Here is a 21,689-nt window from a genome sequence, read left to right as displayed (position 1 = left end):
TTTTTAAAAGCTTAGTGCATCCTGACCCCGGTTAGTGAGCAAAGATGCGGTTTTTCCCTTCACGTTTCGCCTGGTACAGGGCGGTGTCGGCTGCCTGTAACCAGTCTGTAACATTTCCCATCTCCCGGGTGGCAATGGCAATGCCAATACTCATCGTGCAATGGACCGCCTCTTCCGCCACGTCATCGATCACGGCGGCGGCATCCATAATCCGGGTCGCGACAAGATGCGCCTCGTCAAGCGTAGTATCCGGAAGCAGAATCACAAACTCGTCCCCGCCCAGCCGCGCGGGGGTATCGCTCTGGCGGGTAGCGATATGCAATATTTGTGACACTGTCACCAGAAGCATATCCCCCACCTTATGTCCGAAGCGATCGTTAACCTCTTTGAAGTTATCGATATCGATAAACATCAGCGCCGACTCGCGACAGGTCTGCCGCAGCTTATGTAACTCATGATCGATACAATAAAATAGAACAGCGTGGTCAGAGCAAATATTCCCGCCGCATTACGCATGGCGCTTTGCGGCTGAAAAAGCGCGAAAGTTCTGGTGGAGGCAGAAGACATGCAATATCAATCCATAGGGTTGCTTTTAACAATGATTTATCACCCGCGCGGGTGAATGTTAAAAGTTTGGGATTAATGTATATCACATTAGGGGTAATACGATCACCACTCCGTTAACGGGGTTTAACGATGTGGCAATAAATACACCGACACAGGATCCCGTTAATAGACCGAACGACCCAGCTTCTGGCTCAGGCGCTCCAGCACCGCGACCCCCGCCAGCGAGTTCCCCGTCTCGTCCAGTTCCGGGCTCCAGACCGCGATCGCCATTTCATGCGGCACAATCGCCACCACGCCACCGCCGACCCCTGATTTGGCAGGCAGCCCCACCCGCCAGGCGAACTCCCCGGCGTTCTGATACATCCCGCTGGTCGCCATCAGGGCATTCACCTGCCGCGCCTGCATTGAGGTGACCACGGGCTCAGACAGATGCGGCGCTTGACCCTGCGCGGCCAGAAACAGAAAGGTGTCAGCCAGTTCAACACAGTTCATCTTCAGGGCGCAGTAGTGGAAGTAGTTTTGCAGGACCGTCGGCACATCGTTATGGAAATTGCCGAACGATTTCATCAGCCAGGCAATGGCCGCATTGCGCGCCGAGTGTTCGAATTCAGACCGGGCGACCGCCGCATCGTAGGTAATATCGCTGACCCCGGAGAGCTGGCGCACAATCTCCAGCATCCGCTGACGGGGCGCGCTAAGACGACTTTGCAGCATATCGCACACCACCAGCGCCCCGGCGTTGATAAACGGATTGCGCGGTTTGCCCTGCTCGATCTCCAGTTGCAGGAGAGAGTTAAACGGCTGACCGGAGGGATCTTTCCCCACCCGCTGCCAGATCTCCTCCTCGTCATACTGGCGCATGGCCGCCACCAGACTGAGCACTTTCGAGATCGACTGAATGGAAAAACGCTCGGTGGCATCCCCGGCCTGGAAGCGCTGGCCGTCGACGGTACGGATGGCAATCCCGAGCTTGTTGCCGTTGACCGAGGCCAGCGCCGGGATGTAATCGGCCACCTTGCCCTGACCCAGTAAGGGACGTACTTGCGCCAGAATGGCTTCCAGCATCTGATTATTGATGTTCGCAGCCATCGGTTGCTCCTTGCTCACAGGCCAAAAACGGCCTGCGAGTATAACAGAGGCTTATGGATGACGTCAGGCCGGAAGTCGGAACCGCGATACCGCCTGTAACAGCAGGCCAGATTCATCATGCAGCCGTTGCGAGGCTTCGGACGCGGTGTTCACCAGGATATCGGTCTGGTGCGCCACCTGATTCAGCGCCTGTAGCTGGCCGGTCATCCGGTGAATGCTCTCCCCCTGGCTGAGGGTGGCGACCGAGATCTCATTCAGCAAACTACAGAGGTTGCCGACCAGGCCGATGACCTGCTGCAGGTTATCTTCAAGCCGGGTGACCGCTTTCGAGCCATCTTCGATGCCCTGCAACGAGTGGTTAATCAGCTGCTGGATGGTCTGCGTCGAGTGGCTGCTTTTGCGCGCCAGCAGCCCCACTTCCCGCGCCACCACGGCAAAACCGCGCCCCTGATTCCCGGCATGCGCCGCCTCGATGGCCGCATTCAGCGCCAGAATATTGGTCTGAAACGCCACGTTATCGATGATTGCCACAATGCCGCGCATCTCGGCAGATCGCTCCACGATCGCCGCCATCGAGGCATTCACCGTCTCCATCATTCGATCCCCGCCTGCCGCCATCGCCCGCGCCTCGTCCGCCCGCGAGCTTGCAAGCCTGGCGTAGCCGCTGTTGCCCTCGACGTGAGTCTCCAGGTCGGCAATGTGTGCAGTGACCTCTTGCAGCTCCTGCGCCTGACGCGCCGACTGGTGATACAGCTTTTGATTTCCCTGCGCCAGCCATCCGATATTGGTCACCATCGAGGTGGTCGCCTCGCTGACCTGGGTCACCAGCTGCTGCAGGCCCTGCTGGAGGGTGTCGACGCTGTCGCCAAGCTGCGCGATCTCACGGTTGAAACGCTTAACGTCTGGTGGTTGAGCGGATAGATCTCCCGCCGCCAGCATGTTGATATGGGCGATAAGGCGACGCAGCGGCACGATCACCCAGCGCGACATCGCAAACCACACCGCCACGGCGATGGCCAGCAGGACCACCGGAGCCAGTAAGAACAGCAATTGCAGGCTGGAGAGACTGGCGGTCAGCAGTTGACGCCCCTCAGCGGCGCGCTGGGCGCTTGCCTGCTGATAGCGGGCGTAGTTGTCATTAAAGTCCGCCTGAAAAGCCTGGGCGGGTACGGCGAAGAAGGCATCGATCGACTGGCTGTTGACCAGCCCGTCGGCCTGTTCCCGGATGGCATCGAAGAACAGCTGATAGCTGGTAAGCAGTGCCTCATCCCGCGGCGGCTGCATTGCCTGCCACGCCTGCCACGCCTGCTGAGAATCCCGTAACGCCTGCTGCGCCTCATCCATCAGGCTGTGCCAGCTCCCGTCCGACCCGGTCTCTTTATCCTGCATAAAGTAAACCCCCGCGCGGTTAAGCAGATCGCTCGCCGCCAGCAGCGAGATCCGCGCCTGATCGACCTTCGCCTGTTGCAGGTACGCCATCTGGTTACGCTGTTCATTGCGCTGGGCATCGCGCAGCGAGACGGAGAGTAAAACCGAAGAAGAGATTTGCAGTGCGGAAAAGAGCCCGATAATGCAGAAGATCCCCGCCAGCAAACCAAACTGCCGGGGAGTAAAGCGGCGGAAAATTTTGCTTAAGTTCATAATTGTATTCATTAACAATGCCTTAGACGTGGGCGAGTCTACGCAGTGAAAATGACAGAACTATTTCAGGGAGATGACAAGGGACTGTAGGTTAAAAACTCGCTAACCCCTTTTAAAATACTAATGATTTAATTCGAGTAATAATCGGGTATTGATATACAACTTCTCACGCCCAACGTTCATTTCCTCCAGCACACCAATCTCAACTAATTGCTTGAGGTAGGATGAAGCCGTCTGCCGTTTTGCAACGCCAGCCTCTACAAGGTTTTCAATCCGACAATAGGGCTGTGCAAAGAGGGCCCTCACCAGTTCGTGTGTATAAATCTTGGGTAATTCCTTACGTACATAGTCAGTAGTCTCCGCCATCAACGCTCGGACCACTGCGATCTTCTTCGTTGTCCATCTCGCCGTATTCTCTATCGCTTCGAGCATAAAAAGGATCCATGCCTGCCAGTCCCCATTCGCAGTCACACTACGCAATAAGGTGTAGTAATCGTTACGTCTTTCGAGGATGAAGCGAGACAAATACAGAATGGGTAATGACAACAATCCTGCCTGAATTAAATAGAGGATATTCAGGATCCGTCCCGTTCGTCCATTACCGTCGGGGAAAGGATGAATGCATTCAAACTGATAGTGTGAAATAGCCATTTTGATCAACGGGTCGACATCATCCTCGGCATGGAGGAAGCGCTCCCAGTTAGCCAGGAGATCGCGGACAGTTGTTTCGCCAACTGGCGGCGTATAAACCACCTCCTCGTACTGGTCGCGCAAGACGGTACCCGGCGTCTTACGAATATCGGTTTGTACGGCTCGTAGTGCAGTACAAATTTTTATCGCGGTATTGGTGCACAAGGGATAGCTGTTGAGATGGAGATATCCATCGTATAACGCAGTGCGGTAGCGTAGCGCTTCCTTTGTAGCGGGATCGGCATTTTCGGCACGATCAACGTATTGAAAAAGCCGATCGCTGGTGGTCACAATGTTCTCTATACGGGAAGAGTCTTTTGCTTCCAGCATCGGTAGGATATTAATCAATAAACTTTGATCGGGTATTAACTCACCCGCAGTTTTTAACTCAGCAATCGCTGCGCGCGCACTGATACAGGCTTTGAGTACACTACGGGTTTCAATGCTGTCCAGATCCGGAGGTAACACCGGAAGTTCATTATAAGGTACGACGGGATCCCAGCTCATATGTTTAAAAAAACCGTTTTTATCGACATATGACCATTTTATGTCGATGGTATAAACATGTCACATCAATATGTTTAAAAAAACGCATTTTATCGACACATCTCGCAAATATGCCAAATTGCCCGGCGGCGCTGCGCTTGCACGGGCCTACGGGCTAAGGGGTTCATGTGGGCCGGGTAAGCGCAGCGCCACCCGGCAAAACACCGGCGCTAGATCACACCCGGTCTTTCCACACCGTCTGCGCATTGCAGAACTCATGCAGGCCAAAGTGCGACAGCTCCCGGCCGAAGCCGCTCTTCTTCACGCCGCCGAACGCCACGCGGGCATCGCTGGCGCTGTAGCCGTTGATAAATACCCCACCGCACTCGAGCTGGCGGGCAAAGCGATCCGCCATTGCAGCATCGGCGGTAAACACCGTTGCAGAGAGGCCGAAATCGCTGTCGTTGGCAAGCTGAAGGGCGTGATCGGCATCGGTTGCCACGATGATGGCCGCCACCGGGCCAAACAGCTCCTGCCGAAACGCGGTCATATTCGGGGTGACGTTACCCAGTACGGTCGGTGCATAGTAGTTCCCTGCCCCCGCCACCTTCTCACCGCCCAGCAGCAGCGTTGCCCCTTCGGCCAGCGTGGCCTGCACCTGCTGATCCAGCTCGTCGCGCAGATCGAAACGCGCCATCGGGCCGAGATAGTTCTCTTCTGCGTCAGGCGCGCCCATTTTCAGCGCCGCGGTCGCCTCCACAAAGCGACGGCTGAACGCATCCGCAATCCCCGCCTCAACGATAAAGCGCTTGGCCGCCGCGCAGACCTGTCCGGTGTTCTGATAGCGTCCAGTCACGGCCGCTTTCACCGCCAGATCCAGATCGGCATCATTCAGGACGATAAAGGGATCGGAGCCGCCCAGTTCAAGCACGCATTTTTTCAGCGCCGCCCCGGCCTGAGCCCCAATCGCCGCCCCGGCGCGCAGGCTACCGGTGACGGTCACCGCCGCAATGCGTGGATCGGCAATCATCTGGCTTACCCCGTCGTTGGTGGCATTCAGCTGACTAAACACCCCCGGCGGGAAACCGGCATCGTTAAAAATCTGTTCGATCAGGTTCGCGGCACCCAGCACGTTCGGGGCATGTTTCAGCAGATAGCTGTTGCCCGCTAGGATAATCGGCACCGCGCCGCGCAGCACCTGCCACAGCGGGAAGTTCCACGGCATCACCGCCAGCACCGGCCCCAGCGGACGGTATTCGATCACCGCGTCCGCTACCTGCGTCGCCTCGGTATTCAGCATGGCCGGGCCGTGATCGGCATACCAGTCACAGAGACCGGCGGATTTCGCCACCTCCCCACGCGCCTGGGCGATGGGCTTGCCCATCTCGCGAGTGATCATCCGGGCCATCTCTTCGCCACGGTTGCGCAGCGCGGTGCCCAGGTCACGTAATTTTTGCGCACGCGCCGCCACCGGCACGCTGCGCCACTGGCGAAAGGCGGCATTGGTCTGTGCGAGGGCATGTTCAACCTCGGTGGCGGTCGCCCAGGGCCACGTACTCAAGGTTTCGCCATTTGCCGGGTTGATGGACAGGGCATGGGTAGCAGAAGGTGTAGTCATGATCGGCTCCGTGTAATAACAGTTGCTACAGTGTGGCCCGTTCTGCTATTTCTTAAAAATGAATAATAGTGACCACCTTATTCACGATATGAGAATGATATGGATCTGACCCAGCTGGAAATGTTTAACGCCGTCGCCCAGACCGGCAGCATCACCCAGGCCGCGCAGAAGGTGCATCGCGTCCCCTCTAACCTCACCACCCGCATCAAACAGCTGGAGGCCGACCTCGGCGTGGAGCTCTTTATCCGCGAGAACCAACGGCTGCGCCTCTCCCCGGCGGGTCACAATTTTTTGCGCTACAGCCGGCAGATCCTCGCCCTGGTAGATGAAGCCCGGATGGTAGTGGCGGGCGATGAACCCCAGGGGCTGTTTACCCTCGGGTCGCTGGAGAGCACGGCGGCGGTGCGCATCCCGGCCTCGCTGGCGCAGTTTAACCAGCGCTATCCGCGCATTCAGTTTGCGCTGGCGACCGGCCCTTCGGGGACGATGATCGATGGTGTGCTGGAGGGGACGTTAAGCGCAGCCTTTGTCGACGGGCCCTTAACCCACCCGGAGCTGGAGGGGATGCCGGTCTACCGGGAGGAGATGATGCTGGTGGTACCGGCCGGTCAGCCGAAGGTCGAGCGGGCTCTGGCTATTAGCGGACGCGATATCTACGCCTTTCGCGCCAACTGTTCCTATCGCCGCCATTTTGAGAGCTGGTTTCATGCGGATCGTGCCACGCCAGGGCGCATTCATGAGATGGAGTCCTATCACGGCATGCTGGCCTGCGTGATCGCCGGCGCCGGGATTGCGCTGATGCCGCGCTCGATGCTGGAAAGTATGCCCGGTCATCAGCAGGTGGAAGCCTGGCCGCTGGCAGAGAACTGGCGCTGGCTCACCACCTGGCTGGTGTGGCGCCGGGGGGCGATGACCCGCCAGCTCGAGGCGTTTATAGCACTGCTAAACGAAGATCAGCCACCAGCGCCTTCTCCATAAACAGGCTCAGGGGATCGGGCGCGTACGGAGGGAATGCCTCGCACAGCTGATAGCCACAGCGCTCATACAAATGAATAGCCGGCAGTTGCTTGATGCCGGTCTCGAGGCGCAGGGTATGACAGCTGCGGCTCAACGCTTCATCTTCCAGCGCCGCCAGCAGTTTTTCACCCAGCCGCTGCCCGCGATGGGTCGGGTCGATCCAGACCCGCTTCATCTCTCCGCTGCCGTCGCCGTTCAGCACGATGGCCCCACAGCCGACGGCGTTGAGCTGGCGATCGCGGATCACCATCATGATCAGGCTGTGTTCCGGCAACCCGGTCAGATCCAGCAGATGATTGCTTTCCGCCGGATAGAGCGTGCTCTGGTAGCTGTCGAGATCGGCAATCAGGTTAGTGATATCCGGATGGGCGGGCGATTCTGAGGTAATGGAATACATGGCAGGCTCCTTTTGTCGTTTTTCTCCACCATAACGCCGCCTGACGAGCGAGCAGGCATATTTTTAACTTATAGCTGCCGCCAGCAATTGCGCCCCCTGCGCCTGCGGCGTAAGTTTGGGCACAGTCACGGTTAAAATCTCAGGAAAAACAATGAACACCAAAGCCCGCAAAGTGATGATTATCGGGGCCGGAAACGTCGGTACCTCCGCCGCCTACGCCCTGCTGAACCAGAATATCTGTGAAGAGCTGCTGCTGGTGGATATCAACCAGCCGCGCAGTGAAGGCCACGCCTGGGATCTGTCGGATGCCGCCGCCTTTATGCCCGGGATGATGACCATCTCCACCCGTGAGGCGAGCGACTGTGCCGATGTGGATATCGCGGTGATCACCGTCTCCGGCGGCGCCCTCAAACCGGGGCAGACGCGGCTGGATGAGCTGACCGCTACCGCCAGCATTGTGAAAAACATTGTCCCGCAGATGATGGCGGGCGGGTTTAACGGCATTTTTCTGATCGCGACCAACCCGTGCGACATCATCACCTGGCAGGTGTGGCAGCTCTCCGGCCTGCCGCGTCAGCAGGTCATTGGTACCGGCGTCTGGCTGGATACTACCCGCCTGCGACGGACCCTGGCGCAGGCGCTGGATATCGGCGCGCAGAGCATCGATGCCTTTATTCTGGGTGAGCACGGGGATACGCAGTTCCCGGTCTGGTCGCATTCGGCGGTCTACGGCTCGCCGATTGCTGACGTTTATCAGCGTCACACCGGCAAAACCCTGGATTTTGATGAACTGGCCGAGCGCGTGCGCAAACAGGGCTTTGAGATCTATGCCCGTAAGGGCTGCACGGAGTACGGCATCGCCGCCACCATCGCTGAAATCTGTCGCAATATCTTCACCGGCAGCCACCGGGCGCTGGCGATCTCCTGCATTCTGGAGGGTGAGTATGGGGTAGACGGCGTGGCGATCGGCGTGCCGGCGGTGCTGGCCCAGAGCGGCGTCCAGCAGATCATTGAGCTGAAGCTGGCAGAGGATGAACTGCAAAAATTCCGCCATTCGGCGGAGGTGATCAAAGCCAATATCGCCCGCCTGCCCTGAGCCCTTAAGGCGCTAAGCTCAGGGTGGCATCCAGCTGGCTTAGGGTCTGTTGCACCCCTTCGTCCAGCCGTTTGTCGGTGACAATATCGGTCAGGGTGTTGAGGTGTGCCACGTTAAACAGCGACCAGGCGCCATATTTCGAGCTGTCGGCCAGCAGCACCCGGCGGCGGGCGTTGGCGATCAGATCCCGCTTCAGGGCCGCTTTCTCTTCCGTCGGCGAGGTGATGCCGCGCTGCAGATCCCAGCCGTTACAGCTGACAAAGGCGATATCCGGCCAGACGTTTTGCAGCAGGCGGCGACCGTGCTCGCCAATGCAGGACTGGCTCGAGTCGTCGATGCGCCCGCCAATGATCGTCACCTCAATCTGCTTAAACTCGGACAGAAACAGGGCGATATGCAGATCGCTGGTGATGACGCGCAGCGGCAGATGGGTCAGCTGGCGCGCGAGTTCAATCATGGTGGTGCCCGCATCGAGCACCACCGCGTCGCCGGCCTTAACAAAGCTGGCTGCCGCGCAGGCGATGGCGTGTTTCTCCGCCAGGCTGCGCTGCATCTTTTCGCTGGTGGTGGGCTGTGAAGGGATGAACCGGTTCAGGGTCACGCCGCCGTGGGTGCGGCTGATAACCCCCTCCTGATCGAGCTTAATCAGATCCCGGCGAATGGTCGCGGGCGAGGCGTCCGTGGCCGCCACCAGCTGATCCACCGTCACCAGGTTGTGCCCTTTCAGGTAGTCCATTATCTGTTCTAACCGGCTATATCCCTTCATATTATTCCCGTGTGATTTGCATCGCTAACTGGATAGAGACCGTCATGCTCTCAGACTTCGCTTTACCTGTCCACGCAATGTCGAACGCGGTGCCATGGTCGGCAGACGTGCGGATAAACGGCAGCCCGGCGGTGATGTTCACCCCGTCGTAAAAGCCGAGTAATTTTAACGGAATATGCCCCTGATCGTGATACATCGCCACTACCATGTCGTACATTCCTTCGTGACACTGCATAAACACCGTATCCGGCGGGCATGGCCCTGACACATTCAGACCCTGGGCCTTCATCGCTTCCACCGCCGGACCGACAATCTTGATCTCTTCGTCGCCAAACAGACCGTTCTCCCCGGCGTGCGGGTTGACCCCGGCCACGGCGATACGCGGATTCTTATACCCCACGCGCTTGAGGAAGGTATCCGCAATGCCAATCACGGTTTTTACCCGATCCTGGTTAAGGGTATCAAGGAATTTGCGCAACGCGATATGGGTAGTGATGTGGATCACCTTCAGCTGGTCGGTATAGAGCACCATCGCGTAATCTTTGCTGTCGGTGAGGTGCGCCAGCAGTTCGGTATGGCCCGGATAGTGATGGCCCGCCAGGTGCAGCGCCTCTTTGTTGAGCGGCGCTGTGGCAATGGCTTTCACCTCGCCTGCCATCGCCAGCTCGGTGGCGCGACGCACGCAGCGGTAGGCCAGATCGCCTGCCTGGGCCTGCACCACGCCGGGCTGCAACGCCTCGGGATCCGCCAGCGGCTCGTCCAGCACGTTGATGATGGCCGGGCCGAACTGCGCCTCGCTGACGCGGGTAATCACGCGTAACTCCGCCGGGGCGGTGATGCCCTTCTCCAGCACCCGTTGCAGGGTACGGGCGCAGCCGACCACCACCAACGGCGCGCCGGACAGTTCGCCTCCGGTCAGGGATTTGATAATGATCTCCGGGCCAATACCCGCCGGGTCGCCCATGGTTACAGCAATGATATTAGTCACTCATCTTCTCCTCGATAAAATGCAAAACCTCAAGCAGCGTGGTTTCAGTACCAAAACCACCCGCTTTGGTCATGACTGGCCCCTGCCAGCGACAACCTAAAAACCGACCAAACGGCACGCACTGCGCCACTTGTCCGCGTATGGCAAATCCTTGCGCGTTGAGCGCGCTGGCGACCGCCATTGCCACGTCGCCCCCGGAGACGTACAGCGCCGCCGGGCTATGGCTCTCCAGCACCCTGCGCGTAAGCTCGCCAAGAAACGCGCTGATGGTCTCCCCGAGCGCGGCACGGCTTAACCCGCGCTGCTGACACAGGGTGTCGATCTGATGCCGGGCCTGTGTATCGGCGCAGGTATGCACCACGCAGTGCTGGCCTGCCGCCAGTGCAGCAGCGATTTGCTGCTGATAGCCCGCCAGCGCATCGCTGAACACATCATTGATATCTATAAGTACCCTGCTGACGTTATGCTGAGTGCCCACCCGCTGGATCTGCTGCTGAGCAATCTCACTCATCGAACCGATAACCGCCAGCAGCTGACGCGGCGTCGCCAGACGGCGCGCCAGGGCATCGCACAGCCCGGCGGAGCCCACCAGCAGCGGGCGTTCATCGCAGGTAAAGGCCGTACTGATAATCTGATCCAGCTCGTCGTCGCTCTGCGCATCGACAATCACCAGCTGCGCACCACTATGTAGTGCTGCCGTCAGCTGCTGCGGAGTAACGACCACGCTGTTAAGCCGGGTTTGCTCCGCCAGCACCGCCGCAATGTGGGCATGACGCACCGGGGTTTTCGGGTCGCTGGCAAATTCGGTCTCTGTGACCGGCACGCCGTTAACCAGGCAGACGCCGTTTCGCGTGGTGCGCCCCGCCGCCGGGAAGGCCGGGGCGATAATGGCCTGACGCTGACCGCTGAGACGCAGCAGCGCCTCCACCTCTGCCCCCGGGTTGCCGCGCAGGGTGGAGTCGATTTTCTTCACCAGCCATTTCGCGGCGTTAATCTCGGCAGCGTAGTGCTTCAGCTTTTCAGCGGCCTCTGATGCCCGAAGCGCACGACTCTCGCTATTAATAACCAGCGCATCGGTGTCGCCGGTAAAGGGAGTCTGAAACGCCACGCTGACTTTTTTACCGCTTAACGCCAGGCTAACCCCCGCGTCGTTCGCACCGGTAAAGTCATCGGCGATCGCCACCACTTCTCTGTTCAGGTTGTTCATTCCATCCCCAAAGGTTCGCATTTCCTGATAATGATTATATTCAATCACGATTGATTATGTGTGAGCAAGATCAAGGTATTCAGTTTGCGAATAAATTATAAATTTAGACACACGATGAGTGTGATTGCCGGGTTTGAGCGAAATCAATCACAGACACAGCAACAGGAGAGCAATGTGTTAACCATTAACAGTACAATTATCAGCGGTGCGGGTGCGATCCCGGCCCTCGCGCCACTGCTGGCAGGCAAGACGCGCCTTTTACTGGTCACCGACGGCAATATCGCTCGTCTGGACGCCGCTCTCGCCATCCGCGCCCTGCTGGAAGCCGACAACCGTAGCGTCAGCGTGATCGAAAGCGTGCCGCCGGAGCCCAGCAACCATGACGTTCGCGCCCTGCTGGCGGAGATCAACAACACCGACTTTGATCTGGTGGTAGGCGTGGGCGGCGGCAGCGTACTGGATGTGGCGAAACTGCTCTCCGTGCTGTGCCATCCTGCTTCACCGGGGCTGGATGCCCTGCTGGCGGGTGAAAAACCGACCCTGCGCCTCGCCTCATTACTGATTCCGGCCAGCGCCGGCACCGGCTCTGAAGCCACGCCGAACGCGATCCTCGCCATTCCTGAGCATAGCACCAAAATCGGCATTATCTCTCCGGTGCTGCTGCCGGATTACGTGGCGCTGTTACCCGAACTGACCACCAGCATGCCGCCGCACATTGCCTCCTCCACCGGGATCGATGCCCTGTGTCACCTTATCGAATGCTTTACCGCCACCGTGGCGAATCCGGTGAGCGACAACGCGGCGCTGATTGGCCTGCGCAAGCTGCTGAACAATATCGAAACCGCCTGCGCCGAGCCGCATAACCTGGCGGCGAAGCTGGAGATGCTGTGGGCCTCGTACTACGGCGGCGTAGCCATTGCCCATGCCGGAACCCATCTGGTGCATGCCCTTTCCTATCCGCTGGGCGGCAAGTATCACCTGCCGCACGGGGTCGCGAACGCCATTCTGTTGGCGCCCTGCATGCGCGTGGTGCGCCCGGATGCCGTCGAAAAATTTGCGCAGGTGTGGGATCTGGTGCCGGGTGCGGATACCTCCCTGTCGGCAGAAGAGAAATCCCACGCGCTTGTGGCGTGGTTTGCCGCCCTGGTCCGCCGCCTGAACTTACCGGACAACCTCGAAACGCTGGGCGTACCGCGGGATGACATCGCCTCCCTGAGCGATGCCGCCCTGAACGTAAAACGCCTGATGAACAACGCCCCGCGTCAGGTCAGCCATGCCGAGGTGCAGGGCATTTATCAGACCCTGTTCCCCGAAATTTAACATCGAAGGAGTGAGAAATGCGTAACAAGATTGAAGGCGTGCTGACGGCAATCGTCACCCCCTTTACGGAGGATGGCGCGCTGCATCTGCCGGGACTGAAACGCCAGATCCAGCGCCAGCTGGCGGCGGGAAACGGCATTTTCTGCGGCGGTACCAACGGTGAGTTCTTTGTGCTGACCGAAGAGGAAAAGGTGGCCGTCGCCCGCACCTGCGTGGAAGAGGTCGCAGGCCGTGCGCCGGTGGTGGCGCACATCGGGGAGATCTCCACCCGCGCCACTATTCGTCTCGGCAAGCAGGTCGAAGCCCTGGGCGTCGATGCGGTCTCGGTGATCACCCCGTGGTTTGTGCCCCTGACCCAGGCGGAGCTGATCGCCCATTATACCGCCATCGCCGATGCCCTGACGGTGCCGGTATTTCTCTACAACATCCCGGCGCGCACCGGCAACACTATTGAACCGCACACCGCGCGGGTGCTGGCTTCGCACCCGAACATCATCGGCATTAAGGACAGCGCGGGCAGCTATGAGAGCCTGAGCGGTTTCCTGAAGGCCGCCCAGGGCATCGAGGATTTCGCCGTGCTGAACGGCCCGGACTCGCTGATCCACCAGGGCTTTGTCGAGGGCTGTTCCGCCTGTATTTCCGGGCTAGCGAACGTCGCCCCGGCGGCGATCAACGCCATCTGGGCGTGTTACCAGGCGGGCGATATTGACGGCTCGCGTCAGGCGCAGGAGAGCGTCACCGAGCTGCGAACGAATTTATATAAAATTGCCTTCTCTCCGGCCGCCGTGAAAAAGGCGCTGCAGGTGATGGGCGAAGAGGTGGGTGAAAGCCGCTACGCGGTGGCTTTTGATGCGCAACAGACTGAACAGATCCGCCAGATAGTGACGAAGTCACTGCAGTAACCGGCGTTTGATTTCGTCCATAAGAATACCGGGTGCCGCTGGCGCCCAGGGTTCCTACGCCCTGAAGAGAGGCAAAGATGAACAATTTTACCGCTGAAGATACCCTGATCATCGTAGGCATTGTGATTGTCTACATCCTGTTTACCACATGGCTGACCTTCCGGTTGCGCAGTAAAAACTCCGGCGATTTTATGGAGGGCTCCCGGGCGATGCCGGCGTTTATCGTCGGGATCCTGCTGATGTCCGAATACATCGGCGCCAAATCCACCATCGGCACCGCCCAGGCGGCGTTCGAGGATGGTTTTGCCGCCTCCTGGTCGGTGATTGTCGCGGCGATTGGCTTCCCGCTGTTTGGCCTGTTGCTGGTGAAGCGCATCTACAGCACCGGCAAAATCACCATCTCCGGGGCGATTGCCGAGAAGTACGGCACCAGCACCAAAAACATTATCTCGATCATCATGATTTACGCCCTGCTGCTGGTGAACGTCGGCAACTATGTCTCCGGCGCGGCGGCCATCTCCACCGTGCTGAAGGTCAACCTGCCGGTCGCGGCCTTTATCACTGCGGTAGTCAGTACCTTCTACTTCGCCTTTGGCGGCATGAAGGGCGTGGCCTGGGTCACGCTGCTGCACAGCGCTCTCAAGTATTTCGGTATCCTGGTGATCATGGGCTTCGCGCTCTCCAAAACCGGCGGCTTTACGCCAATGATTGAGCAGATGCCGTCGTACTACTGGACCTGGGATGGCAACATCGGCGCCAGCACCATCTTCGCCTGGCTGATCGGCACCATCGGTTCCATTTTCTGTACCCAGTTTGTGATCCAGGCCATCTCCTCCACCAAAGATGTGAAGTCGGCCAAACGCTCCACCTGGGTGGCGTTCTTCTTCTGCCTGCCGATCGCCCTGGCGATTGCGGTGATCGGCGTGGCGGCGAAGTATCTGCACCCGGAGATCGACAGCCTGTACGCCATGCCGATCTTCCTGCAGGACATGAACCCGTGGCTGGCCGGTCTGGTGACAACGTCACTTGTAGCGTCAATCTTCGTGAGCGTGAGTACCGTGGCGCTGGCTATCGCCTCGCTGGTAGTGAAAGATTTTTACGTGCCGTACCGCAACCCCACCCCGGAGCAGGAGTTTAAAGCCACCCGCTGGATGTCGCTGCTGATTGGCTTCCTGCCGCTGATTTTCGTCCTGCTGGTGCCGGAAGTGCTGAAGCTGTCCTTCTTCACCCGCGCCATTCGTCTGTCGATTACGGTGGTGGCGGTCATTGCCTTCTATGCCCCGTTCTTTAAGAGCACCCGGGGTGCCAACGCCGGCCTGATTGGTGCCTGCGTCGTGACCTCCCTGTGGTATCTGCTGGGCGACCCGTTTGGCATTAACAATATGTATATCGCGCTGATCACCCCGGCGGTGATTATGGTCCTCGACCGTCTGATCCCTAACAAAGCGGATCGCAAAGCGCCTGCCCCTGTTCAACATAATGGAGTCTGATATGTCTGTAACCGTAACCCGTGACGGGATTGTTCGCCCGCAGCCGCAGGATGCCCGCGTGGAAACGGCGATGCTGCCCTCTTCCTGCCCGCAGAACCACGCCGCGAACCTGCTGCCGCTGCCGGATGGCACCCTGATGTGCGTCTGGTTTGGCGGCACCCAGGAAGGGATCGCTGATATTTCAGTGTGGGGGTCGCGCCTGGCCCCGGGCAGCAATCAGTGGAGCGAAGCGGTGAAGCTGTCGGACGATGCCAGCCGCTCGGAGCAGAACCCGGTGCTGTTCCTCGCCCCGGACAACGTGCTGTGGCTGCTGTGGACCGCGCAGCTCTCCGGCAACCAGGACACCGCCATCGTCCGTTACCGCAAGTCTGAGGATTTGGGTAAAAGCTGGGGCGAGATCGCCACCCTGCTGGATAAACCCGGCACCTTTATTCGCCAGCCCATTGTGGTGCTGGAGAACGGCACCTGGTTGCTGCCGGTCTTCTACTGCCGCACCCAGCCGGGCGAAAAATGGGTGGGTAATGACGACATCAGCGCGGTGAAAATCTCCGAAGACCAGGGTAAAAGCTGGCGCGACGTCGAGGTGCCGGAGAGCCTGGGCTGCGTGCACATGAACATCACCGCCCTGAATAACGGCCATCTGGTGGCGCTGTATCGCAGCCGCTGGGCGGACAATATCTACATCAGCCAGTCGCTGGACAACGGCGAAAGCTGGTCGGTGCCGGAACCTACAGCGCTGCCGAACAACAACTCGTCGATTCAGGTCACCACCCTTGCCAGCGGCGGGCTGGCGCTGGTGTTCAACCACATGAGCGCGGCGGGTGCGCTGGAGCGCCGCGCCTCGCTGTATGACGAGATCGACGACGGCGATGGCCGTAAAGAGCCGGAGGTGACCCACGGTCGCGCCGCCTTCTGGGGCGCCCCACGCGCGCCAATGACGGTGGCAATATCCAACGACGGCGGGAAAAGCTGGGCCTGGCAGCGCAATCTCGACGAGGGTGACGGCTACTGCATGACTAACAACTCGCTGGAGAAACTGAACCGCGAGTTCTCCTATCCCAGCATCAAACAGGGTGCCGACGGGTCGCTGCATATCGCCTACACCTACTTCCGCCAGGCGATCAAGTATGTGCGCGTGTCGCCGGAGTGGGTAAAGGAGCCGCAACAGTGATTATTGGTCATCTTAACGCCCTGCCGCTGGCGGGGCTCCCGCCGGTGCTGCGGGCGATCCTCGAGCGCCCGGACTGTTCCCTGACGGCGCTCACCGCCCGGGATGACGGACGCTGGCAGCCGCAAGGCTGTCCGTGGTTCTGCCATATCGGCCCGGCGCAGACTCAGCCGCAGGCCGAGCGTCATACCGAATATCACTATTTATATGCCGATATTCAGGTGGTGCTTGCGGGTGAAGAGACGATCCGCGCCGGGATGCAGTCTGTCGCGCAGGTCGGCGACGAAGAGCGCAAACCGGATCTCTGGATCGCAGCCGGGGCGCAGCATCCGGTGAGCATTACCTTACGCAGCGGGGATTTTGCGGTGTTTCTCCCAGGCGAGCCGCATCAGGCGCTGTGCGCGGTGAACGCGCCGATGACCGTGCGCAAGGCGGTGTTCAAGGTGCCACGCGCCCTGCTGGAGGTGTGATATGCGCCATGCGATTGTCACCGGTGCCAGCTCGGGCATCGGCGAAGCTATCGTCAAACGCCTGCTGGCGGAAGGCTGGCAGGTGACGGGCTTAAGCCGACGCGAAGTGGAGTGCGGACACCCGAACTTTACCAGCCTGAGCGTGGATTTAAGTGACAGCGTCACGTTCAGCGCCACGCTCAATACCCTGCCGGTGCCGCAGGCGATCGTCCATGCCGCCGGAATGATGGCGGCCGCCCCGCTCGGCGAACTGGATCCGGCGGTCAGCGCTCGTCTGTGGGGGCTGCATATCCACGCCGCCGAGATCCTGTTTAACCACTTTGCCCCGCGGATGAGCGCGGGTGGACGGCTGATCGCTATCGGCAGCCGCACCTCACGGGGAGCGGCCGGGCGCTCGCAGTATGTTGCGACCAAGGCGGCACTGGTTGGGATGGTGCGCAGCTGGGCGGCGGAGCTGGCTCCGCGCGGGATCACCGCCAACGTGGTGGCCCCGGGTGCGACGCAGACCCCGATGTTGAGTGCGCCCGGACGGCAAACGTCACCGCCAAAAATGCCGCCGATGGGGAGGCTGATCGCCCCGGAAGAGGTGGCGGCGATGGTCAACTATCTGCTGAGCGCCGAGGCCGCGCCCATCACCGGGCAGGAGCTGGTGCTGTGCGGTGGCGCGTCGCTGGGGTGAGTTGTGCGGCCTGTTTGCCGGGTGGCGGCTGCGCCTTACCCGGCCTACAAAAACCGAACCACATCGTAGGCCGGGCAAGCGCCAGCGCCGCCCGGCGTTGCAGACCTCAGGGTGCCAAACCACGCCTTACCCGTCCTACAAAAATCGCACCGCACCGTAGGCCGGGCAAGCGCCAGCGCCGCCCGGCGTTGCAGACCGCTGGGTGCCAAACCACGCCGGGTGGCGGCTGCGCCTTACCCGTCCTACAAAAACCGCACCACACCGTGGGCCGGGCAAGCGCCAGCGCCGCCCGGCGATGCAGACCGCAGGATGTCAAACCACGCCGGGTGGCGGCTGCGCCTTACCCGTCCTACAAAAAACGCACCACACCGTAGGCCGGGCAAGCGCCAGCGCCGCCCGGCGTTGCAGACCGCAGGATGTCAAACCACGCCGGGTGGCGGCTGCGCCTTACCCGTCCTACAAAAACCGCACCGCACCGTAGGCCGGGCAAGCGCCAGCGCCTCCCGGCGTTGCAGACCTCAGGGTGCCAAACCACGCCGGGTGGCGGCTGCGCCTTACCCGGCCTACATTTGTATGAGCGCCTTAACCCCAACGCCGGAACCCGCCATGGAATACGCTTCTCTGCTTGAATTCTGGTTTCACGAGCAGCATCAACCGCTCTGGTTTTCCCGCAATGATGATTTCGACGCCCAGTGCAAACACCGCTTCTACCCCTTGTGGCAGGCCGCCTGTCGGGGGGAGCTGTTTCACTGGCGGGACACGCCGCGCGGACGGCTGGCGGAGATCGTTTTGCTCGATCAACTCTCGCGCAACCTGAACCGCAACGACGCACGCGCCTGGCAGCAGGACGGCATGGCGCTGATCCTCTCCCAGGAGCTGGTTTATCAGCCGATGTGGCAGGAGCTGGACAGCAACGAAAAAGGCGTCTCACTGCTGCCGATGATGCATGCGGAATCACGAGTGATTCATCAGGAGGCAGAGCGGCTGTTCACCGCCCTGAACGTGCCGGGCTTTCTGAATGCGGAAATCAAGCACCGGGCGATTATTGAGCGCTTTGGCCGCTACCCGCACCGCAACAGTCTGCTTAATCGCCCATCCACCCCCGAAGAGGTGGAGTGGCTGAAGCACAGCAAAGGCTTTTAATGGCCGCGCAGGTAAACGGTGCCCTTCAGATAGAGCGCCGCCTGGCCGCCAATCAATACCCGGTCGCCCTTCAGCTCGCAGCGCAGATCGCCGCCGCGGGGCGAGACCTGACGGGCCTGTAGCGACGTTTTACCCAGCTTTTCGCTCCAGTACGGGATCAGCATGCTGTGGGCGGAGCCGGTCACCGGATCTTCCGCCACCGACTCGCCCGGGCAGAAGAAGCGGCTGACAAAGTCATACTCATCCCCTGGGGCGGTGACGCAGACCATCTTATCCAGCGGCATCATGCCGTCGATATCCGGGGTCAACGCCTCAAGCTGCTGCTGGTTCTCCAGCACCACCATGTAGTCGCGCCCTGCCCGCACCTCCTTCGCCCCGGTGATGCCGAGGGTACTGAACAGCAGCGCTGGTGGGTTGTCTACCGGCTCGCTGCTCCACGCCGGGAAGTTAAGCGTTAACCAGTCGCCGCTGCGGGTGACCTTCAGGTCGCCGACAAAACGGGTGGAGAAAACGATCTCGGTGTGTGGGTAGTCCAGATACTCAAAAATCACGTGGGCGCTGGCGAGCGTCGCGTGACCGCAAAGGTTAATCTCGTACTGAGTGGTAAACCAGCGCAGTTCAAAGCCCACGTCGGTACGCACGAAAAAGGCGGTTTCCGACTGGTTATGCTGCTGGGCCATCTTTAACAGCACGTCATCCGGTAGCCACTCCTCGAGCGGGCAAACGGCTGCAGGATTCCCACCAAACGCGCGATCGCTAAACGCATCGACCAGATAAAACTCAATCTCCTGCATTGCTTTACCCACTGTTAACGTAATGTTGCATCCTATATTCATGGAAAATACCCTGTTTCACCAGCTATTACTTTTTGGTTATAGTGAGATCTACATCACAAAATGATTGTATTTTCAGCAGGGAAGGTTTTAAGATCGCCGCACCTCATTGACGTAACGACTCCCGGATTTCCCTATGACAACCAACACCGTTTCCCGCAGGGTCGCGTGGCTACGGGTGGTCACGCTCGCCGTTGCCGCCTTTATCTTCAATACCACTGAATTTGTCCCCGTCGGCCTGCTCTCGGATATCGCCAGCAGCTTTGGCATGGAGACCGCGCAGGTGGGGATCATGCTCACCATCTATGCCTGGGTGGTGGCGATGATGTCGTTACCCTTTATGCTGCTCACCAGCCAGATGGAGCGGCGCAAACTGCTGATCGGGCTGTTTGTGCTGTTTATTGCCAGTCATGTGCTGTCGTTCCTCGCGTGGAACTTCACGGTGCTGGTGATAAGCCGGATCGGCATTGCCTTCGCGCACGCCATTTTCTGGTCAATTACCGCTTCGCTGGCGATCCGCCTGGCCCCGGCCGGGAAGCGCGCTCAGGCCCTGAGCCTGCTGGCCACCGGCACCGCGCTGGCGATGGTGCTCGGGCTGCCAATCGGCCGCATCGTCGGACAGATATTTGGCTGGCGTACCACCTTTTTCGTTATTGGGCTCGGGGCGCTGTTCACCCTGCTGTGTCTGATCAAGCTGTTACCCAAACTGCCAAGTGAGCATTCCGGCTCGCTGAAAAGCCTGCCGCTGCTGATGCGTCGTCCGGCGCTGATGAGCCTCTATCTGCTGACGGTCGTCGTGGTGACAGCCCATTACACCGCCTACAGCTACATCGAGCCGTTTGTGCAGACCATCGCCGGGTTCAGCGCCAGCTTTGCCACGGTATTGCTGTTGCTGCTGGGCGGCGCAGGCATTATCGGCAGCCTGCTGTTTGGCAAGCTCGGCAACCGTCACGCCTCGCTGCTGGTGAGCAGCGCCATTGGCCTGCTGCTGGCGTGTCTGCTTCTGCTGCTGCCCGCCTCGGGCAGTGAGACAAATCTCGCCCTGCTGAGCATCGTCTGGGGCGTGGCAATCATGATTATCGGTCTTGGAATGCAGGTGAAAGTGCTGGCCCTGGCGCCGGATGCCACGGACGTGGCGATGGCGCTGTTCTCGGGTATTTTCAACCTGGGGATTGGCGCGGGTGCGCTGGTGGGCAATCAGGTGATCCTGCATCTGTCGATGGCGTCGATCGGTTATCTGGGGGCGATCCCGGCCCTTGCGGCGCTGATCTGGTCGGTGCTGATCTTTCGCAAATGGCCCGTCGCCCTGGAAGAGCAACCGCATCACAGCTAGAGAGGTAATCGGGTGGCGAGCGCCACCCGGTTCAGTTATTACGGGTAGGTTTTAATAATTTCCAGCACGCCGTTAATAATAAACTGCACGCCCATACAGACCAGCAGGAAGCCCATCAGGCGGGAGATGGCTTCGATACCGTCTTTGCCCACCCAGCGCATAATCGCGCCCGAGCTACGCAGACAGCCCCACAGGATCACGCCGATAATGGCAAAAATCAGCGGCGGCGCAATCATGACCACCCAGTCCGGGAAAGCAGAACCGCTGCGCACCGTCGAGGCGGAGCTGATGATCATCGCAATGGTACCCGGACCTGCGGTGCTTGGCATCGCCAGCGGCACGAAGGCAATGTTCGGAGCCGCTTTATTTTGCTTATCTTCCAGCGCGTCCTGCACGTCTGAATCATCCGGCGATTTCGGCGCGGGGAACAGCATTCTGAAACCGATAAAGGCCACGATCAGCCCCCCCGCAATTCGGAGGCCGGGAATGGAGATCCCGAAGGTGTTCATTACCAGCTGCCCGGCGTAGTACGCCACCATCATGATCGCGAAGACGTAAACGGAGGCCATGAGCGACTGATGATTACGTTGTTCACGGTTCATGTCGCCCGCCAGGCCAAGGAAAAGCGCAACGGTGGTTAACGGGTTTGCCAGGGGTAACAGCACCACCAGCCCAAGACCAATTGCTTTAATTAAATCAACCATTTTACGGATTCGTCCTTATCAAAAATTAACCAGGCAAGTATAGGGTCAAAACAACCGTTACAGCTACGCACACATCGTAAGTAAT

At 59.6% G+C, this 21,689-nt stretch carries 20 protein-coding genes and 1 pseudogene; 10 read left to right on the top strand and 11 right to left on the bottom strand.

What is annotated here, in order from left to right; all coding sequences use genetic code 11:
• Window positions 1–31: 31 nt before the first annotated feature.
• The 5 genes and pseudogenes from LRS40_RS18930 to sad form a co-directional block, all read right to left on the bottom strand.
• A pseudogene (locus tag LRS40_RS18930) lies at window positions 32–463 on the bottom strand (GGDEF domain-containing protein); the annotation flags it as partial.
• Window positions 464–729: 266 nt separating this feature from the next.
• Window positions 730–1,656 carry a glutaminase B gene (glsB, locus tag LRS40_RS18925; protein WP_231312354.1) on the bottom strand — a complete coding sequence of 309 codons (927 nt, stop codon included), beginning with the start codon at window positions 1,654–1,656 and terminating at the stop codon, window positions 730–732.
• Between the two features lie 63 nt (window positions 1,657–1,719).
• Window positions 1,720–3,297, bottom strand: a complete 1,578-nt coding sequence (locus LRS40_RS18920; protein ID WP_231313914.1) for a methyl-accepting chemotaxis protein — start codon at window positions 3,295–3,297, stop codon at window positions 1,720–1,722.
• 120 nt (window positions 3,298–3,417) lie between these two features.
• Complete coding sequence (gene fic, locus LRS40_RS18915) at window positions 3,418–4,494, bottom strand: protein adenylyltransferase Fic (protein WP_231312353.1); 1,077 nt, start codon at window positions 4,492–4,494, stop codon at window positions 3,418–3,420.
• Between the two features lie 214 nt (window positions 4,495–4,708).
• Window positions 4,709–6,091, bottom strand: a complete 1,383-nt coding sequence (sad, locus tag LRS40_RS18910) for a succinate-semialdehyde dehydrogenase (RefSeq protein WP_231312352.1) — start codon at window positions 6,089–6,091, stop codon at window positions 4,709–4,711.
• Window positions 6,092–6,190: 99 nt separating this feature from the next.
• On the opposite strand from sad, the gene LRS40_RS18905 reads away from it, so the two are divergent.
• Window positions 6,191–7,069 carry a LysR family transcriptional regulator gene (locus tag LRS40_RS18905; protein WP_231312351.1) on the top strand — a complete coding sequence of 293 codons (879 nt, stop codon included), beginning with the start codon at window positions 6,191–6,193 and terminating at the stop codon, window positions 7,067–7,069.
• Here LRS40_RS18905 and LRS40_RS18900 read toward each other — a convergent pair.
• Entirely contained in the window at window positions 7,023–7,505 is a 483-nt protein-coding gene (locus LRS40_RS18900) for a GNAT family N-acetyltransferase (RefSeq protein ID WP_231312350.1), read from the bottom strand. The genes LRS40_RS18905 and LRS40_RS18900 overlap by 47 nt on opposite strands.
• Window positions 7,506–7,656: 151 nt before the next feature.
• On the opposite strand from LRS40_RS18900, the gene LRS40_RS18895 reads away from it, so the two are divergent.
• Window positions 7,657–8,601, top strand: a complete 945-nt coding sequence (locus LRS40_RS18895; protein WP_142489401.1) for an L-lactate dehydrogenase — start codon at window positions 7,657–7,659, stop codon at window positions 8,599–8,601.
• Window positions 8,602–8,605: 4 nt separating this feature from the next.
• On the opposite strand, the gene LRS40_RS18890 is transcribed toward LRS40_RS18895, so the two are convergent.
• The 3 genes from LRS40_RS18890 to LRS40_RS18880 are packed head-to-tail and all read right to left on the bottom strand — an operon-like array spanning window position 8,606 to window position 11,562.
• Window positions 8,606–9,367, bottom strand: a complete 762-nt coding sequence (locus LRS40_RS18890) for a DeoR/GlpR family DNA-binding transcription regulator (RefSeq protein WP_231312349.1) — start codon at window positions 9,365–9,367, stop codon at window positions 8,606–8,608.
• Between the two features lies 1 nt (window position 9,368).
• Entirely contained in the window at window positions 9,369–10,355 is a 987-nt protein-coding gene (locus LRS40_RS18885) for a D-threonate 4-phosphate dehydrogenase (RefSeq protein WP_142489399.1), read from the bottom strand.
• Entirely contained in the window at window positions 10,348–11,562 is a 1,215-nt protein-coding gene (locus LRS40_RS18880; protein ID WP_231312348.1) for a four-carbon acid sugar kinase family protein, read from the bottom strand. The genes LRS40_RS18885 and LRS40_RS18880 overlap by 8 nt, the downstream gene beginning before the upstream one ends.
• Before the next feature lie 174 nt (window positions 11,563–11,736).
• Here LRS40_RS18880 and LRS40_RS18875 point away from each other — a divergent pair, with 174 nt between their 5' ends.
• From LRS40_RS18875 to LRS40_RS18845, 7 genes are all read left to right on the top strand, one after another.
• Window positions 11,737–12,882 (top strand): iron-containing alcohol dehydrogenase, encoded by a 1,146-nt coding sequence (locus tag LRS40_RS18875; protein ID WP_231312347.1) that lies wholly within the window; start codon window positions 11,737–11,739, stop codon window positions 12,880–12,882.
• Between the two features lie 17 nt (window positions 12,883–12,899).
• Window positions 12,900–13,784, top strand: a complete 885-nt coding sequence (locus tag LRS40_RS18870) for a dihydrodipicolinate synthase family protein (RefSeq protein WP_231312346.1) — start codon at window positions 12,900–12,902, stop codon at window positions 13,782–13,784.
• Window positions 13,785–13,861: 77 nt separating this feature from the next.
• Window positions 13,862–15,274 (top strand): sodium:solute symporter family protein, encoded by a 1,413-nt coding sequence (locus tag LRS40_RS18865; RefSeq protein ID WP_231312345.1) that lies wholly within the window; start codon window positions 13,862–13,864, stop codon window positions 15,272–15,274.
• Between the two features lies 1 nt (window position 15,275).
• Complete coding sequence (locus LRS40_RS18860; protein ID WP_231312344.1) at window positions 15,276–16,445, top strand: exo-alpha-sialidase; 1,170 nt, start codon at window positions 15,276–15,278, stop codon at window positions 16,443–16,445.
• Complete coding sequence (locus LRS40_RS18855; protein WP_231312343.1) at window positions 16,442–16,912, top strand: YhcH/YjgK/YiaL family protein; 471 nt, start codon at window positions 16,442–16,444, stop codon at window positions 16,910–16,912. The genes LRS40_RS18860 and LRS40_RS18855 overlap by 4 nt, the downstream gene beginning before the upstream one ends.
• Window position 16,913: 1 nt before the next feature.
• Window positions 16,914–17,591, top strand: a complete 678-nt coding sequence (locus tag LRS40_RS18850) for an SDR family NAD(P)-dependent oxidoreductase (protein ID WP_231312342.1) — start codon at window positions 16,914–16,916, stop codon at window positions 17,589–17,591.
• A gap of 606 nt (window positions 17,592–18,197) precedes the next feature.
• A complete protein-coding gene (locus tag LRS40_RS18845; protein ID WP_231312341.1) occupies window positions 18,198–18,734 on the top strand; it encodes a DUF924 family protein in 537 nt (178 codons plus the stop codon).
• Here the strand turns inward: LRS40_RS18845 and LRS40_RS18840 are convergent.
• Window positions 18,731–19,528, bottom strand: coding sequence for a PhzF family phenazine biosynthesis protein (locus tag LRS40_RS18840; RefSeq protein WP_231313913.1), 798 nt, complete (start codon window positions 19,526–19,528; stop codon window positions 18,731–18,733). The genes LRS40_RS18845 and LRS40_RS18840 overlap by 4 nt on opposite strands.
• 175 nt (window positions 19,529–19,703) lie before the next feature.
• On the opposite strand from LRS40_RS18840, the gene LRS40_RS18835 reads away from it, so the two are divergent.
• A complete protein-coding gene (locus tag LRS40_RS18835) occupies window positions 19,704–20,900 on the top strand; it encodes a sugar transporter (protein ID WP_142489389.1) in 1,197 nt (398 codons plus the stop codon).
• Between the two features lie 38 nt (window positions 20,901–20,938).
• Here the strand turns inward: LRS40_RS18835 and LRS40_RS18830 are convergent, their stop codons facing one another.
• Complete coding sequence (locus LRS40_RS18830) at window positions 20,939–21,604, bottom strand: MarC family NAAT transporter (protein ID WP_142489388.1); 666 nt, start codon at window positions 21,602–21,604, stop codon at window positions 20,939–20,941.
• Between the last annotated feature and the right edge of the window lie 85 nt (window positions 21,605–21,689).

Source organism: Leclercia sp. G3L, from assembly GCF_021117075.1.
Taxonomy (GTDB): domain Bacteria; phylum Pseudomonadota; class Gammaproteobacteria; order Enterobacterales; family Enterobacteriaceae; genus Enterobacter; species Enterobacter adecarboxylatus_C.
This window is presented reverse-complemented; position numbering and strand designations above follow the sequence as displayed.

Excerpts from the sequence above, each read along its gene's own strand:
- LRS40_RS18830 (WP_142489388.1), bottom strand. The coding sequence starts at position 21,604 with ATGGTTGATTTAATTAAAGCAATTGGTCTTGGGCTGGTGGTGCTGTTA.
- LRS40_RS18890 (WP_231312349.1), bottom strand. The coding sequence starts at position 9,367 with ATGAAGGGATATAGCCGGTTAGAACAGATAATGGACTACCTGAAAGGG.
- LRS40_RS18865 (WP_231312345.1), top strand. The coding sequence starts at position 13,862 with ATGAACAATTTTACCGCTGAAGATACCCTGATCATCGTAGGCATTGTG.
- LRS40_RS18905 (WP_231312351.1), top strand. The coding sequence starts at position 6,191 with ATGGATCTGACCCAGCTGGAAATGTTTAACGCCGTCGCCCAGACCGGC.
- LRS40_RS18895 (WP_142489401.1), top strand. The coding sequence starts at position 7,657 with ATGAACACCAAAGCCCGCAAAGTGATGATTATCGGGGCCGGAAACGTC.
- LRS40_RS18840 (WP_231313913.1), bottom strand. The coding sequence starts at position 19,528 with ATGCAGGAGATTGAGTTTTATCTGGTCGATGCGTTTAGCGATCGCGCG.
- LRS40_RS18870 (WP_231312346.1), top strand. The coding sequence starts at position 12,900 with ATGCGTAACAAGATTGAAGGCGTGCTGACGGCAATCGTCACCCCCTTT.
- glsB (WP_231312354.1), bottom strand. The coding sequence starts at position 1,656 with ATGGCTGCGAACATCAATAATCAGATGCTGGAAGCCATTCTGGCGCAA.
- LRS40_RS18835 (WP_142489389.1), top strand. The coding sequence starts at position 19,704 with ATGACAACCAACACCGTTTCCCGCAGGGTCGCGTGGCTACGGGTGGTC.
- LRS40_RS18880 (WP_231312348.1), bottom strand. The coding sequence starts at position 11,562 with ATGAACAACCTGAACAGAGAAGTGGTGGCGATCGCCGATGACTTTACC.
- LRS40_RS18850 (WP_231312342.1), top strand. The coding sequence starts at position 16,914 with ATGCGCCATGCGATTGTCACCGGTGCCAGCTCGGGCATCGGCGAAGCT.
- LRS40_RS18845 (WP_231312341.1), top strand. The coding sequence starts at position 18,198 with ATGGAATACGCTTCTCTGCTTGAATTCTGGTTTCACGAGCAGCATCAA.
- sad (WP_231312352.1), bottom strand. The coding sequence starts at position 6,091 with ATGACTACACCTTCTGCTACCCATGCCCTGTCCATCAACCCGGCAAAT.
- LRS40_RS18920 (WP_231313914.1), bottom strand. The coding sequence starts at position 3,297 with ATGAACTTAAGCAAAATTTTCCGCCGCTTTACTCCCCGGCAGTTTGGT.
- LRS40_RS18860 (WP_231312344.1), top strand. The coding sequence starts at position 15,276 with ATGTCTGTAACCGTAACCCGTGACGGGATTGTTCGCCCGCAGCCGCAG.
- LRS40_RS18900 (WP_231312350.1), bottom strand. The coding sequence starts at position 7,505 with ATGTATTCCATTACCTCAGAATCGCCCGCCCATCCGGATATCACTAAC.
- fic (WP_231312353.1), bottom strand. The coding sequence starts at position 4,494 with ATGAGCTGGGATCCCGTCGTACCTTATAATGAACTTCCGGTGTTACCT.